The organism is Hoylesella buccalis ATCC 35310, assembly GCF_025151385.1.
In the GTDB taxonomy this organism is placed as follows: Bacteria; Bacteroidota; Bacteroidia; order Bacteroidales; family Bacteroidaceae; genus Prevotella; species Prevotella buccalis.
In genome coordinates this window covers 872987-888607 of record NZ_CP102287.1, presented here as the reverse complement: position 1 = coordinate 888607, position 15621 = coordinate 872987, and the positions used below count along the sequence as shown (strand labels likewise).

Annotated in this window: 10 protein-coding genes; 6 read left to right on the top strand and 4 right to left on the bottom strand. The window is 45.2% G+C overall.

The features are described 5' to 3' along the window. The first annotated feature begins 177 nt into the window (after positions 1 to 177). Positions 178 to 2235 (top strand): NAD(+) synthase, encoded by a 2058-nt coding sequence (locus NQ518_RS03805; RefSeq protein ID WP_227205752.1) that lies wholly within the window; start codon positions 178 to 180, stop codon positions 2233 to 2235. 89 nt (positions 2236 to 2324) lie between these two features. Here NQ518_RS03805 and NQ518_RS03800 read toward each other — a convergent pair whose 3' ends face one another. Together NQ518_RS03800 and NQ518_RS03795 are read right to left on the bottom strand one after the other, a co-directional pair. Further along, positions 2325 to 3431, bottom strand: a complete 1107-nt coding sequence (locus NQ518_RS03800; RefSeq protein ID WP_227960840.1) for a glycosyltransferase family 4 protein — start codon at positions 3429 to 3431, stop codon at positions 2325 to 2327. A gap of 34 nt (positions 3432 to 3465) precedes the next feature. After that, positions 3466 to 4464 (bottom strand): glycosyltransferase, encoded by a 999-nt coding sequence (locus tag NQ518_RS03795; RefSeq protein ID WP_227960842.1) that lies wholly within the window; start codon positions 4462 to 4464, stop codon positions 3466 to 3468. A gap of 276 nt (positions 4465 to 4740) precedes the next feature. Here NQ518_RS03795 and NQ518_RS03790 point away from each other — a divergent pair, with 276 nt between their 5' ends. Continuing rightward, positions 4741 to 6234: an oligosaccharide flippase family protein gene (locus NQ518_RS03790; protein WP_227960844.1), complete on the top strand. Its 1494-nt coding sequence runs from the start codon at positions 4741 to 4743 to the stop codon at positions 6232 to 6234. A gap of 256 nt (positions 6235 to 6490) precedes the next feature. On the opposite strand, the gene NQ518_RS03785 is transcribed toward NQ518_RS03790, so the two are convergent. Further along, positions 6491 to 7663, bottom strand: coding sequence for a porin (locus NQ518_RS03785; protein ID WP_227960846.1), 1173 nt, complete (start codon positions 7661 to 7663; stop codon positions 6491 to 6493). Positions 7664 to 7894: 231 nt separating this feature from the next. On the opposite strand from NQ518_RS03785, the gene NQ518_RS03780 reads away from it, so the two are divergent. The 4 genes from NQ518_RS03780 (at position 7895) to carB (ending at position 15043) form a co-directional block, all read left to right on the top strand. Beyond that, positions 7895 to 8695, top strand: a complete 801-nt coding sequence (locus NQ518_RS03780) for a polysaccharide biosynthesis/export family protein (protein WP_227960848.1) — start codon at positions 7895 to 7897, stop codon at positions 8693 to 8695. Positions 8696 to 8823: 128 nt separating this feature from the next. Next, on the top strand, positions 8824 to 10710 hold the full coding sequence (locus tag NQ518_RS03775; RefSeq protein WP_227960850.1) for an amidophosphoribosyltransferase: 1887 nt from the start codon (positions 8824 to 8826) through the stop codon (positions 10708 to 10710). 16 nt (positions 10711 to 10726) lie between these two features. Continuing rightward, positions 10727 to 11803, top strand: coding sequence for a glutamine-hydrolyzing carbamoyl-phosphate synthase small subunit (carA, locus tag NQ518_RS03770; protein ID WP_227960852.1), 1077 nt, complete (start codon positions 10727 to 10729; stop codon positions 11801 to 11803). A 9-nt stretch (positions 11804 to 11812) separates the two neighbouring features. Next, the gene (gene carB, locus NQ518_RS03765; RefSeq protein WP_227960854.1) at positions 11813 to 15043 is read left to right on the top strand and encodes a carbamoyl-phosphate synthase (glutamine-hydrolyzing) large subunit; all 3231 of its coding nucleotides are present in this window, start codon (positions 11813 to 11815) and stop codon (positions 15041 to 15043) included. Positions 15044 to 15213: 170 nt separating this feature from the next. On the opposite strand, the gene NQ518_RS03760 is transcribed toward carB, so the two are convergent. Then, positions 15214 to 15426: a PG1828 family lipoprotein gene (locus NQ518_RS03760; protein WP_227960856.1), complete on the bottom strand. Its 213-nt coding sequence runs from the start codon at positions 15424 to 15426 to the stop codon at positions 15214 to 15216. Between the last annotated feature and the right edge of the window lie 195 nt (positions 15427 to 15621).

The following is a 15621-nucleotide window of genomic DNA, read 5'->3' as shown; positions in this document are numbered from 1 at the left end:
ATGGGAGTTAATGGACATTAGCTTTACAGTTTAACTTAGGAGTTAATAGGAGTTACGAGGGGAGTTAATGGGAGTTAATGGACATTGCTCTTTTAAATAAAAAGAATTTGCTGGTAAACTTCATTTGCCTCCACTTACTCGTGTCAAATAATACGAACAACTTTAAATCAATACAATATGAAATCAGGATTTATTAAGGTAGCATGTGCAGTACCACTGGTCAAGGTGGCAGACTGCAAGTACAATGTCGAGCAAACTGAAGCTCAGATTGCTCAAGCAGAAGAACAGGGTGTCGAGATTATCGTCTTTCCTGAGTTGGGCATCACTTCCTACACGTGTCAGGATCTGTTTCAGCAGAATCTTTTATTAGATGCGTCAGAAGCTGCTGTACTTCATTTGTTGGAGTTCACGCGAAAGTTAGATGTCATTGTCATCATTGGGTTGCCTATCATTGTCGGTGATTTGCTCTTGAATTGCGGCATGGTCATTCAGCAAGGACAGATCATTGGAGTGATTCCAAAGACGTACCTGCCCGATTACAGTGAGTTTTATGAGAAGAGATCGTTTGCGTCTTCACAAGATTTGAAGGAAACAACCATACATTATGCCGGACAGAACATCGTAGTGACCCCGGATCCACAAATCTTCGTTACTGCCGACGGTGTGCAATTCGGTGTAGAAATATGTGAGGACGTGTGGGCCCCCGTTCCACCAAGTAATACGTTGGCATTGGCAGGTGCAGACATCATCTTCAACCTCTCGGCCAGTGATGCTCTGATTGGAAAGTACAACTACCTCAAGAGCCTGCTCTCTCAACAAAGTTCCAGAACCATCACGGGGTATGTCTATGCGGCCAGTGGTTTTGGTGAGAGTACGCAAGACTTGGTTTATGCGGGCAATGGACTCATCTATGAAAAAGGTACCATGCTGGCAGAGGGGAAACGCTTCACCTTCGAAGGACAGATGCATGCCGCACAAATAGACATTGAGATGTTGAGAGCCGAGCGCAGAACCAACTCGACGTATGTCAATGCTCAGCGACAAGTAAATAATTACGCCAAGCAAAGAGGATTTTCTGACAACTTGAGCCCTAATCAGTTTGCCATTTTCAGCAATGGATCGGCCATCCATTACCTGCCATGCCTGCCATGTCTGCGGTCGTATGACTTTAAGCTTGAGCGCGAGATTAATCCACATCCCTTCCTCCCAGATGCAGAACAACTGGATGAAAGTTGTCAGGAGGTACTCAACATCCAGTCGATGGGATTGGCTACGCGCATCAAGCACATAGGTTGCCGCAACGCTGTCCTGGGCATCAGTGGTGGCTTGGATTCTACGTTGGCACTGTTGGTTTGCGTGTTGACGTTCGACCAACTTGGTTACGACCGCAAAGGAATCATCGGTGTGACCATGCCTGGCTTCGGAACGACAGACCGAACCTATCACAATGCCATTGATTTGATGCAAGAGCTTGGTATCACCATCAAGGAAATCGACATCCGTAAGAGCGTCAACCAGCATTTTGAAGACATTGGGCATGACCCCAATGTACATGATGCGACGTATGAAAACTGTCAGGCTCGCGAGCGCACACAGATATTAATGGATTTGAGCAATCAGCTCAATGCTTTGGTGGTTGGCACAGGCGACTTGTCTGAATTGGCCTTAGGGTGGGCAACTTATAATGGCGACCACATGTCTATGTATGGTGTTAACGCAGGGGTTCCTAAGACTATGATTCGTTTTTTGGTACGCTTCTATGCCCAACACCTCACCAAGGATGACCAGACCGCGCGTATCTTGATGGATGTTATTGATACGCCTATCTCGCCCGAGTTGACACCTGCCGACGAGCATGGGGATATTAAGCAAAAGACAGAGGATCTGGTGGGCCCGTACGAGTTGCACGATTTCTTCCTTTATTATTTCTTACGTTTTGGCTTCCGTCCTCGCAAGATATTCTTGTTGGCCAAAAAAGCTTTCGCAGAAACAAAACCGCAGCAGCGGCAAGGTTTAGAGGGTGACTCGCTCAAGATGATAGGATATTATGATGAGGAAACTATTAAGAAGTGGCTCAAGGTATTTTGCAAGCGTTTCTTCTCTCAGCAATTCAAGCGTTCATGTTTGCCTGATGGACCGAAGGTGGTCAGCGTGAGCTTAAGTCCTCGTGGTGATTGGCGCATGCCAAGCGACGCTACCAGCAGACTTTGGTTAGAAGAGTGTGACAGCTTGTAAACAATGTGAACAGTATGTATGCTGTCAAGGCATACGAAAAATGACTACATAACTTAAGTTTCACTCCCTCATTAACAGCGAAAACTGTTTCAGGGAGTGAAACTTTTGTTATAAAAATCTACATATTGCTTTGCCACCTGCACATAGTCGTGGTGCTTCTTGATATATTCCATGCTTTGTTGTTGTAGCCGTTTCACTCGTTCAGGATGTTGTACCAGCAGCTCCAACTCATGCTCAACGCTTTCGTAGGAAGGTTCTACGTTGATGATGGGCCTTAGCTCCGTTTCCTTCAGTATTTCGTAATTCTCCGGTTCGCCGCCACCGATGCAGATGATACCTCGGCTCATGGCCTCCAGAGCGTTCATGGATGGCGTATAACTGTATAGTTGATCCAGGATGGCGTCAGAACCATTCATCATCTTTTTATATTCTTCGAAAGGCACATTCTCGGCAATTTTCAACTGAACTTGCTGGGGATATTTACGCACGATTGCCTGTGCAGCAGCCAACATGATATCCGTTCCTTTGTAGACCGACCGCTCTTTGTTGATGCCAATAAACAATTTTAATTTGCCATCTTCTTTATTTTTAACAACGTCGTTGCTTGTTGAAACACGGATAGGATAGGGGATGAAGGTTGTTTTTTGTGGGAAGATGGGTTGATAACATGCCCAATATTCATACAATCCGGCTATAATGCCATGGCAAGAGTTTGCGATATATTCGTTCAACTGTTGTTTATCAGTGCCCAGCCAGTCTTTTCGTTCTTTCAGTGCATCGGGTGTATTTCTCAGTTCATGCCCCATGTTAAAATCGCTATAGCGCAATGGCATGGTGGTGCAACACGTATTTACCCAATAGTAGTCCATGCCAAAGGCTGCCAAGAATATCTTCCGATTGTGTCTGCGCAAATAGTGGTATATCGGTTCGATGCGGTGTGCCTTAAGTTCGAGGAACATGGGGTTGATGACCTGCACCACATCAAAATCTCGAAGTTTGGGCAAGAGTGCATACAGTCTTGCCAGATAAGAGATGCCTCCCATCTTGCCAAGTTTCCTTGTCAGATTGATGTCACGGGGATAATTTTTCCAGAAATCGCCATTGGAAAGAACCGTCACTTGGTGGCCAAGCTGGCGTAATCCTTCGGCCAATGTCCAGTGTACGTTACTATATTCTCCAAGGAGTAGTATTTTCATATTCGGTTGCTGTCAAATCGGTATGGTGAACATGTTAGCACCAGCTTGTTAGTAGAATCAAGAATTTCCGCCCCATCTTTGTTTGTATCACACTTCTGAACAGACGATACTTCCTGGTGTAATTCTTTTTCGGGAGTGGGTAGAGCCCTCTTCTTCTCAATCGTTCAATGGTTTTGTTCAAATGGTTGATGCTGTGTGTATATCTGGCTACATTATAGAGATAATCCATCGACAATTGAGCGATACGTCGTCGCATGGCGTTGCGTTCCATTTCGGGCCATGAGTCCAAACGGTCTTGAAAATGAAAGAGAATGTTTTCTGTGTCTTGAAGCCGTTTCATCAACGTTCGTGGAGCTTTGCTTGTTGTGCAAGAATTCTTACGACGCCTATAATGATAAGCCCTGGCATCGGTCACATACATCCGCTCTGCGCGCAGAAGTAGTTGTGGCGTAAACTCTTCATCCTCGTTGAGTAAGCCATTTGTAAATTGCAGTCCACAGAGGATGTCCTTCTTGAACAGGTATTTCCACACCATCACTTGCAGATTGTTTTGACTGATATAGGCGCTCCCGGTCATGGGGCCTTGCACAGATGGCGCATTGTTCCCCTTTTTAGAGGAAGATGTGGCGAACGATACCACATCCGCATTCTTGTAACGTATAATGTCAAGACAGTGTTCGTATGAAAAAGGAATCAGTGCATCGTCGCCGTCAATAAACTGAACATACATGCCATTTGCAATTTTCAAGCCCAAGTTTCTGGCTGCCGCAGCACCTTGGTTTGTCTGCCTGATGTAGGTCAGTTGATTCTGATATGCGGCCAACTCTTGCAAGGAACACACGTCTGATCCGTCATCTACCAATATAATCTCCCGTTCATCCTGTCCCAAAGACAGAGAAAACACGCTTTGCAAACACTCGGTAAGTAGATTGATGGGTAAATTGTAGGTCGTGATAATGAAACTCACCAACGGTGTTTTTGATAAGCCTTGAGAATATATTTGTTGAGTTGGCATAGATGTTTTTCCTATCATTTTACTTACTTTGCTAAGGCGAAGTCTGTTTTTGCAAAAATAGTGCGAGCCGAACATAGAGAAAGTTTACTTTCTATATTGAGGTGCAGCCTATTTTATGCAAAGATAGTGCAAACTAAATACAAAGCAAACTTGTTTGTTTTGTTGAGGTGCTGCCTATCTTATGCAAAGATAATGGTTTTCTTCATTCCTTCCGCATTTGCTGCGATAATTCTTTTATGTTAAAATATTTGTCAATGAAAGTAATAAATGTTCCTAGACGTCGTTTTAACACTGATGACTGTGGAACGACGTAACAACAGCTATACGCATATTTTAAAGTATACTAGTTTGTTTGGTGGTGTGGAAGGCTTCATAGTCTTGATCAGCATCATCCGCAACAAACTTATCGCACTAATCCTGGGGCCGGACGGTATGGGACTCATGTCCTTATTCAACTCCACCATCAAATTGGTGTCCGATTCTACCAATTTTGGCTTGGGCATGAGTGCGGTCAGAGAGTTGTCTGCCTGTTACGAAACCGGTGATCAGGCTGCCATTCAGCACCAAATCACCGTGGTTCGGGCTTGGGGCGTCTTCACTTCTTTGCTGGGTATGTTCGCATGCGTCGCCCTAAGTCCTGTGTTAGATCGATGGATTTTTGACTGGGGCGACCATTCACTGCATTTTGCTCTGTTGTCCGTCATCATCGGAATGGCTGCCATCACCCGGGTGGAACTGGCTATACTGAAAGCAGTGAGAAAGCTGAGTGCCCTGGCAAAAATCTCTGTTTATCATGTGGTGGGCGCATTAATCACCTCCATCCCCATGTATTATATATGGGGAGAAACGGCCATCATCCCTTCGCTCATCGTCATGGCGCTCATCCAGATGCTCCTCACGCTTCATTATAGCAACCATCTCTATCCCTTTCGCATCTCGTTCAACACGGCTTTGATGTCAGAGGGTTTGGGAATGATACGCTTGGGTATCGCCTTCGTGCTGACTGGCGTGATTGGAAGTGGCGCTGACCTCTTGATTCGCCGTTATCTCAACATAGCGGGATCGATGGGTACAGTGGGCCTGTATAATGCCGGCTACATGATGACGATGACCTATGCCGGCATTGTTTTCTCTTCCATGGAGTCAGATTATTTTCCTCGATTGTCTGCCATCAAGGCCAATGGCGCCGCTCTGAGCAAGGTTGTCAACAACCAGATTGAGGTATCTTTGCTGCTGGTGGCCCCTATGTTGGTAGCCTTCATTGTGTGCACGCCCATTCTTCTGCCGTTGCTGTACAGCAGCGAATTTATGTCGATACAAACCATGGTTCAGGTTACCTTGTTGGCTATGTACATGAGGGCCATCAAGTTGCCCATTGCCTACATCCCGTTGGCAAAAGGTAACTCCAGGCTCTATTTGCTCATGGAGGGGCTGTACAATGTGGTGTTGGTAGCAGCTGTGATATATGGTTACAGGCTATTCGGGCTCTTTGGAACTGGCGTCGCCATTACCTTAACGGCTATTTTCGATTTTTGTTTGCTGTTCTTTTTCATGCATCATACCTACCAATATCAGGTTTCTTCATCGGTTGTTCGATATTCGCTCATCCAAATACCCATCGGACTACTTGCTTTTTTCCTGACCAGGGTGGACAATCCATGGGTATATTGGATGGTAGGCGGCCTTCTTACCACGGTCAGTCTTATCATATCTCTGCAAATTCTGCGTAGAAAAACCAATCTTTGGGAAAAGTTGAAGGCCAAACTGGCTGGATGGTTCTCTGTGTGAACATGAGCTATTGTGAGTTCCGAAGCATGAATTCCACACGATGATAGAACCGTGTTTCATCATGTTCAGCCGCTTGAAAATGCTACCTTTTGAGTAATAAATTTGTGTTGTCAAATGGTAGTGGCTATACATCCATTGCAATTCACATGACTTTGGGGTCCAAAGTCAAAGAAATTGGCAGCCAAACTCAATGGGTTTGACTGCCAATCTCTATGTGTTTGTAACTCCTTGATATACAGATTGATTACCTGTGTGTTTAGAATCTGTAGTCCACTTGTACGTCTATGACCGAGTAATTATGGTTTCCGTCAGCCAAAGAGCGGTCGTTGGTGTAGGCGTATTCGGCACTAATCAACATGTTTTTGGTGAACGAATAGTTGCATCCAATTTCATATTGCGTCTTCGACTGGTTCCATTCTCCTGTTGGGCGGTACATGTCATAGCGCGCTTTTACCCGCAATTTAGATTTGATGATTGGAGCCATCACCAGTGCATAGGCACCATCGGCCTTGTCACCTGCCTTATAATTAATGTTAGCATTGGTGGCATTGGATGGATTTTGGTAGGTTTGTGTAAAACTCAAACCTGTAGAATGAATGTATTCAGAGCGGAACGTCCAGTCGTTGACAAGATATTCGGCAGAGAAGGCATACCGGTTTTGCCTCAAAGAGCGAACACCCGATTGCGTTTGGTTTACGGTCTTGCCACTGGCGTCGGTGGTTGTGATGGGGTTGTGCTGTTCGTCAAGCACGTTCCATGTGCCCTTCCGGGCGTAAGTACCCGTCCAACCGAAAGCACCAATTCTCATGCCTTTGACTGGCATTACCCACAAACCGCCAATGATGTCTTTCTTTTGATCCACATCCTTCACGTTGATTCCCTGTCCGTTGAATACGCCTACTTGGTAGTGCAACAGTTTGCGTCCTTGGCTGTTGCTCAAGAAATCACCCTGCAACTGCAGACCGATGTCGCGGCCGTTGGATGCATGACCACCCGCACGGTCGTTAAAGCCTGTCAGCTTGAGTATGGTTTGCGCATAGCTCATGAAGCCTTGCTCCATGGGGTGCATAGGATTTTCAAAGCTAAAGGGTCGCTTGAACTGTCCCATCTTGATTCTTAAATAGTCGGTCTTTTGCCATTCTGCGAAGGCGTCGACGATGCGTGGACTGCTTCCAAGATTGGTGGTATTGCCGTTGAACTGTATTTGGGTCTTCCAATAAAAATCGTTCGCGATTCTACCGTCAAGTGACAGTCGAACCATACGGATGTTGAAAGTGTTTGATTCGGCATTCTTTTGTGAACTATATTTATACTGTGTCATTCCATAACCGGAAAGTTTCACGTTGTTAAGCCATGTAGGTAATTTTACTTGTGCATGAGCAGAAATGGCCATTGCGGCTGCCAATGCCAAGAGAGTTTCTTTTTTCATAATTTAGATGTTAATATCATGATTTTGTTAATTAATGTGCAAAATTACTATATTTTTTTGATAATTGACATTATGTTTCATAAAAAACGAGTTGAACAATCGTCTGGCCACACAACCTGCGTGTGCATTTTTCCCTCTTAAAATGTTTTCAACAATTAATGATAGAATAATTTGTCAGTATCAAAAAATAAGATTATTTTTGCGGTTGTTTACAAGCAAAGATACAATCTTATGAAGAAATTCTTTTTACCAATTGTCGTATTGACGATGGTTGTGCTGCTGGGAAGTTGTTCTAGTGGTAAAGATGTACCGTATTTTCAGAATATCGATGAGATTAGTTTGGCTGGATCAAAAGGTCTTTATGATGCCAAGATTATGCCAAAAGACATGCTGACCATTACGGTGAGTACAACAGATCCCGCAGCAGCGGCTCCTTTCAACCTGTCCGTAGGGAACACGGTGGGAGCATCAGGCCAGTTGTCGAACGGTGCTGGTAATCTTCAAGGATATCTTGTTGACAATGATGGAAATATCAATTTCCCCGTCATCGGACACATACACGTTCAGGGTATGACCAAATCGCAGTGTCAGGACATGATTCGAGGAAAGCTGCTGCCTTACATGGCCGCTACAGAGAATCCAATCGTCACGGTGCGAATGTCAAGCTATCGTGTAACGGTCACCGGGGAAGTAAACAGCCCGGGAGTGTTTCCGGTAACTACCGAAAAGATGAGCATCGTGGAGGCGTTGGCTCAGGCTGGTGACTTGACGGTGTATGGCAAACGAGATAACATCATGCTGATTCGTGAAGATGAGACAGGACAGAAAAAGATGGTTCGGCTCAACATGAATGATGCAAACTTGATTAACTCGCCCTATTATTATCTGCAACAAAACGATATTATATATGTACAGCCTAACAGCGTGAAGTCAAAGAACGCCGGTATCGGTCCGTCAACCACTTTGTGGTTTTCGTTCATTGGTATCGTGACGTCGATTTCTTCTTTGTTAGTAAACATTTTGAGAAATTAAGAGAAGACGGATAATGGCTTTTCAGAATAAAAATGAAGAATACCATGATATGATGTTGTGATATTCTTCATTTTTTTTATTTTGTGAGCCAGCTTGACACAACAATTAGCAGATAAGAGGATAATGATATGGAACCGTTAAAGCATGAATGTGGAGTGGCGATGATTCGCCTGTTGAAACCTTTAAAATATTACCAAGACAAATATGGTACCTGGCAATATGCGCTCAACAAGTTGTACCTGATGATGGAAAAGCAGCATAACCGTGGGCAGGAGGGTGCTGGTATGGCATGCGTTAAACTTGGTTCAGAGCCAGGCACCGAACACATGTTCAGGGAGCGGGCTGAAGGTAAGAACGCCATCACGGAGATATTTGGTAACGTAAGGAGTGTGTTTATGGGGGAATCACCCGAGAACATGACAGACATCGAGTATGTGAGAAAGAAACTGCCTTTTGCCGGAGAGTTGTACATGGGGCACTTGCGTTACTCCACAACGGGGAAGAAAGGACTGTCGTATGTTCATCCTTTCATGCGACGAAACAATTGGAGAGCCAAGAATCTTTGTCTGTGCGGCAACTTCAACATGACAAATGTGGAGGAAATCTTCCAAAAATTGATACAACAGGGACAGTGTCCTCGCATCAACAGTGACAGCTACCTGATGCTCGAGTTTATGGGTCATCGATTGGATCGTGAGGTAGAGCGCAATTATGTGAACGCCAAATCGTTGGGATTGGAGAATATGGATATTACCCGTTACATTGAAGACCATGTGCAGATGAGCAATGTTTTGAAGACGACCATGCAAGATTTTGATGGCGGATACGTTGTATGTGGCATCACTGGGTCGGGTGAAATGTTCTCCATGCGCGATCCGTGGGGCATCAGACCAGCCTTTTATTATAAGAATGACGAGGTGGTGGTGCTGGCCAGTGAGCGTCCCGTCTTGCAGACAACCTTCGATTTGGAGTGTGATGACATCTGCGAGTTGCAACCTGGACAGGCGCTACTGGTTAAACGTAACGGCGAGTGTAGCATCGAACAGATATTAGAAAAACGCGGTAATTCACCATGTTCGTTCGAACGAATCTATTTCAGTCGAGGTTCTGACCGTGACATTTACAAAGAACGCAAGAAGCTGGGTGAACTCTTGACGCCGGCCGTGTTAAAGGCTATCGATAACGATACGGCGCACACGGTCTTCTCGTTCATTCCTAATACGGCGGAAGTGGCGTTCTATGGTTTGTTGCAAGGCTTCAAGCAGCATGTTCATCAGAAGAAAATCCAGACGATACAATCCTTGGGACATGTGCCAACGACAGCAGAGTTGGAGGATATTTTATCTGAATCGGTTCGTTCGGAGAAGGTAGCGTGGAAAGACATTAAACTGCGCACCTTCATCACCGAAGGCAATTCGCGCAACGATTTGGCTTCGCATGTGTATGACATTACTTACGAGAGCTTGGTGGCTTATCAAGACAACCTGGTGATTATTGATGACAGTATCGTTCGTGGAACGACATTGAAGGAGAGCATCCTGCACATCCTCGATCGTCTTCATCCTAAGAAAATCATCATCGTTTCCAGCGCACCGCAGATACGTTATCCCGACTATTATGGAATAGATATGTCGAGTTTGCAGGAGTTTTGTGTCTTCCGCGCAGCCATCAAGTTGCTGAAGGATCAGGGTAAAGAAGATACGATTGGTGACGTTTACGCCGCATGTTTGGACGAACTGAAGAAACCTGTGGAAGAGATGCGCAATTGTGTTCGCGACATTTATGAGCCATTTACGGTGGAAGAGATTAATGAGAAAATCGTTGAAATGCTCCGTCCAAAAGATGTCACCACCCCGATAGAGTTGGTGTTCCAGTCCATTGACGGTCTGCATCAAGCCATTCCAAACCATCGCGGAGACTGGTACTTCACAGGTTTGTACCCAACACCCAATGGCATGAAGCTCTGTAATCAGGCTTTCATAGATTACTATGAGAAAGAATATAAACAATCATGATTAAACAATTGATATAATGAAGAATGTGACGCTTGTATTATCCGATGGAACTCGTTTCCACGGAAAATCTTTTGGGTACGATGCACCTGTGGCTGGAGAAGTGGTTTTCAATACAGCCATGATGGGCTATCCAGAGAGTTTGACCGATCCATCGTACGAAGGCCAATTGTTGACACTTACTTTTCCCTTAGTGGGCAACTACGGAGTGCCACCATTTACCATGGAGGAAAATGGCATTCCTTCTTTTATGGAAAGCGAGCGAATACATGCTTCCGCTCTGATTGTATCCGATTACAGCGATTACTACAGCCATTGGAATGCGGTTGAAAGCCTTTCTGAATGGCTGAAACGCGAGAAAGTGGCAGGTGTCACCGGCATAGACACGCGTGAATTGACCAAGGTGTTGCGCGAGAATGGTGTCATGATGGGAAAGATTTTGTTTGATGAAAATCCCGAACTCATTCCCGAAGCTGATTATGCCGGCGTGAATTTCGTTGACCGGGTGAGCTGCAAGGAGATCATTCGATACAATGAAGGTGCAGGCAAGAAGGTCGTGCTGGTTGATTGTGGCGTCAAGGCAAACATCATTCGAAGTCTATTAAATCGTGGCGTCGAAGTGATTCGCGTTCCTTGGAACTATGATTATACAGACATGGAGTTCGATGGTTTGTTCTTGGCTAATGGGCCTGGTGACCCCGACATGTGTGAAGAGTCGGTGAATATCATCCGCAAGCAAATCAGTGAGTCACGAAAACCGATTTGCGGTATTTGCATGGGTAATCAATTATTGGCAAAGGCAGGCGGTGCCACCATCTATAAACTGAAGTACGGTCATCGCTCACATAACCAGCCAGTGCGACAAGTTGGTACCAACAAATGCTATGTGACGAGTCAGAATCATGGATATGCCGTTGACGCAAAGACGTTGGAAACCGATTGGGAAGAACTGTTTGTGAACATGAATGACGGGAGCAATGAAGGCATCCGCCATAAAACCAATCCTTGGTTCTCATCTCAGTTTCATCCTGAAGCATGTTCGGGACCGGTTGACACCTCGTTCATATTCGATAAATTCATTGACACATTAAAGTAAGAGAAAACTATGAAAGACGAAAATATAAAGAAAGTTCTGCTACTGGGTTCTGGCGCATTGAAGATTGGTGAAGCTGGTGAATTTGATTATTCCGGTTCACAAGCATTGAAAGCACTTCGTCAAGAAGGCGTTTCCACCGTGTTGATTAACCCGAATATTGCAACGGTTCAGACCTCAGAAGGGGTGGCCGACAAGATTTATTTCCTACCGGTTCAGCCCTATTTCGTGGAGCGTGTCATCCAAAAGGAAAAACCTGACGGTATCCTGTTGTCGTTTGGCGGGCAAACAGCCTTGAATTGTGGCGTGGAATTATATAAGAGTGGCATCCTCGAAAAATACCATGTGCGCGTACTGGGAACGCCGATTCAGGCCATTATCGATACGGAGGATCGCGAACTCTTCGTGGAGAAGCTGCGCGAGATTGACGTTAAAACCATCAAAAGCGAAGCGTGTGAAAATATTGAGCAGGCTCGCAAAGCCGCCAAAAGCTTAGGCTACCCTGTGATTATCCGTGCCGCTTATGCTCTTGGAGGACTGGGTAGTGGATTCTGTGACAACGAGGAAGAACTGAACAAGCTGGCTGAAAAGTCATTTTCTTTTTCGCCACAAGTGCTCGTAGAAAAGAGCTTGAAGGGGTGGAAGGAAATAGAATATGAGGTGGTTCGCGATCGTTATGACAATTGTGTCACCGTGTGTAACATGGAAAACTTCGACCCACTTGGCATTCATACTGGTGAGTCGATTGTCATCGCGCCTTCACAGACCTTGTCAAACAGTGAGTATCACAAGCTGCGTGAGTTGTCTATTAGAATCATTCGACACATCGGAATCATCGGAGAGTGTAACGTTCAGTATGCGTTCGACCCCGAAAGTGAAGACTACCGCGTCATTGAAGTGAATGCAAGGTTGAGCCGCAGCTCTGCTTTGGCCAGCAAGGCAACAGGCTATCCCTTGGCGTTTGTGGCGGCAAAGTTAGGAATGGGTTACGGCTTGTTCGACTTGAAGAACTCCGTTACCAAGACCACCAGTGCTTTCTTTGAACCGGCTCTCGACTATGTAGTTTGCAAAATCCCACGTTGGGACTTGTCCAAATTCCGTGGCGTAGACAAAGAATTGGGCTCATCCATGAAGTCTGTTGGAGAAGTAATGGCCATTGGACGCAACTTTGAAGAGGCTATCCAGAAGGGACTTCGCATGATTGGACAAGGGATGCACGGCTTTGTGGAGAACAAAGAACTTGAGATTGAGAACATTGACGAGGCTTTGCGCGAGCCAACAGACAAGCGTGTGTTCATCATTTCCAAGGCCATGCACAAGGGATATACTATTGATCAGATACACGAGTTGACCAAGATTGACAAGTGGTTCTTACAGAAGCTCAAGCACATCATCGATATAGACGAAGCACTGAAACGCTGTACCAGTATCAATGTCTTGGACAAGGAGTTGCTGCGTACAGCCAAAGTCTATGGCTTCACTGACTTCCAGATTGCGCGTGCCGTAGGTCTTGAGGCCGAAATGGCCAACATGCACCAGGCCATGCTCGTGGTTCGGAATCTCAGAAAGGCATACGGTATCTTGCCAGTGGTGAAGCAAATTGACACTTTGGCGGCCGAATATCCGGCACAAACCAATTATCTGTATATGACTTATGCAGGCGTTGCCCATGATGTGGCGTTTGAGAAAGACAAACAATCCATCATCGTGCTGGGGTCGGGCGCTTACCGTATCGGCAGTTCTGTTGAGTTCGACTGGTGCGGAGTACAGGCATTGAACACCATCCGACGTGAAGGTTATCGGTCGGTGATGATTAATTATAACCCCGAAACCGTTTCGACGGATTATGATATGTGCGACCGTTTGTATTTCGACGAGTTGACTTTCGAGCGTGTTATGGATATCGTTGAGCTGGAAATGCCGCATGGTGTCATCGTCTCAACAGGCGGTCAGATACCCAACAACTTGGCAATGAAACTCGATGAGCAGCATGTTCCCATCTTAGGAACAGCCGCTAAGGACATCGATCATGCAGAGGATCGCGCTAAATTCTCTTCCCTGTTGTCGCAACATGGCATCAATCAACCAGAGTGGAGTGCGCTGACTTCCATGGACGACATCAATGAATTTGTCGATAGGGTAGGGTTTCCAGTATTGGTTCGCCCGTCTTATGTCCTTTCAGGCGCTGCCATGAACGTATGCTCTAATAAGGAAGAGTTGGAAAGATTCTTGAAGTTGGCTGCCAACGTGAGTGAGGATCATCCCGTTGTGGTGTCAAAGTTCATTGAAAATGCCAAGGAAATCGAGATGGATGCTGTCGCCATGAAGGGCGAAATCATGGCCTACGCCATATCAGAACACATCGAGTTTGCCGGCGTTCATTCAGGAGATGCAACCATTCAGTTCCCGCCACAGAAGTTGTATGTCGAAACCGTTCGTCGCATCAAGCGAGTGAGTCGCCAAATTGTCAGTGCACTGCACATCAATGGCCCATTCAACATCCAGTTCATGGCCCGTGACAACGATATTCTGGTCATCGAGTGTAACTTGCGTGCCTCACGTTCATTCCCGTTCGTCAGCAAGGTGCTGAAGCTCAATCTCATCGACCTAGCAACAAAGATCATGTTAGGAGTGCCTGTTGAGAAACCCAGGAAAAACCTGTTCGACTTGGATTATGTGGGCATTAAGGCCTCGCAATTCTCGTTCAATCGCTTGCAGAAGGCCGATCCAGTCTTGGGTGTAGACATGTCGTCTACCGGTGAAGTGGGGTGTTTGGGTGATGATACCAATCAGGCTTTGTTAAAGAGTATGCTCAGCGTTGGTCACCGCATCCCCAAGCATACCGTGTTGCTTTCAACGGGTGGAGCTAAGCAGAAGGCGGAGATGTTGGATGCAGCCAAGATGTTGAAGCAGCATGGTTACGAACTTTATGCAACGGCAGGAACCAGTCAATATCTCCATGAAAACGGTATTGATAATACCATGGTATATTGGCCTAGCGATGAAACAAAAGAACCGCAGGCTCTCACATTGTTGCATGAACATAAAATAGATATGGTGGTGAACATCCCGAAAGACCTTACACCGCGTGAATTGACCAATGGCTACAAGATTCGTCGTGCAGCCATCGACCTCAATGTGCCACTGATTACAAACAGCAGGTTGGCCAGTGCGTTTATATCTGCCTTCTGTACTCTGAAGATGGACGATATTGACATAAAGGCGTGGGATGAGTTCAAGTAAGTTTTTGAGTTTCTGAGTTTTTGAGTTGGTGAGTACGCTTCTTCGCACAACCAATACAAGAACTCAAAAACTCAGAAACTCTAAACTTAAAAACTTATATAAAAACTTATACAAAAAAAACCATCACTCACGAGGAGTGATGGTTGTTCTCTCAATTTTGTTCGTATTGATTACTGAGCCTGAGCTACAGAGTCAACTGCACCAGTAACAGAATCAACAGCAGCAGCAGCTGTAGAGTCAGCAGCTTCCATTGTAGAATCTACTACAGAGTCAGCGGTTGCTTCCAAAGAATCAACAGCAGCGTCTGTCTGAGATGTTTTGTTACCACAAGATGCGAATGAGATAGCTGCTACAGCTACGAACATTAAAACTAATTTCTTCATTTCTTTGCTTTTTAAATCTGTAAAACAATCATTTGTTTATTAAAACATTGCAAAGGTAAGGTTTTTTTCGATACTCCATACTTTTTTTTAGTCTTTTTTTTGCTTTTGTTTGTAACTTTCCTGTAACTATCTGATAATCATTTGTTTGTAATTACTAAAATTATGTTAAATTTTTATGTCTTTTCATCGGGTTTA

Excerpts from the sequence above, each read along its gene's own strand:
- NQ518_RS03760 (WP_227960856.1), bottom strand. The coding sequence starts at position 15,426 with ATGAAGAAATTAGTTTTAATGTTCGTAGCTGTAGCAGCTATCTCATTC.
- NQ518_RS03795 (WP_227960842.1), bottom strand. The coding sequence starts at position 4,464 with ATGATAGGAAAAACATCTATGCCAACTCAACAAATATATTCTCAAGGC.
- NQ518_RS03780 (WP_227960848.1), top strand. The coding sequence starts at position 7,895 with ATGAAGAAATTCTTTTTACCAATTGTCGTATTGACGATGGTTGTGCTG.
- NQ518_RS03800 (WP_227960840.1), bottom strand. The coding sequence starts at position 3,431 with ATGAAAATACTACTCCTTGGAGAATATAGTAACGTACACTGGACATTG.
- carA (WP_227960852.1), top strand. The coding sequence starts at position 10,727 with ATGAAGAATGTGACGCTTGTATTATCCGATGGAACTCGTTTCCACGGA.
- carB (WP_227960854.1), top strand. The coding sequence starts at position 11,813 with ATGAAAGACGAAAATATAAAGAAAGTTCTGCTACTGGGTTCTGGCGCA.
- NQ518_RS03790 (WP_227960844.1), top strand. The coding sequence starts at position 4,741 with ATGACTGTGGAACGACGTAACAACAGCTATACGCATATTTTAAAGTAT.
- NQ518_RS03775 (WP_227960850.1), top strand. The coding sequence starts at position 8,824 with ATGGAACCGTTAAAGCATGAATGTGGAGTGGCGATGATTCGCCTGTTG.
- NQ518_RS03805 (WP_227205752.1), top strand. The coding sequence starts at position 178 with ATGAAATCAGGATTTATTAAGGTAGCATGTGCAGTACCACTGGTCAAG.
- NQ518_RS03785 (WP_227960846.1), bottom strand. The coding sequence starts at position 7,663 with ATGAAAAAAGAAACTCTCTTGGCATTGGCAGCCGCAATGGCCATTTCT.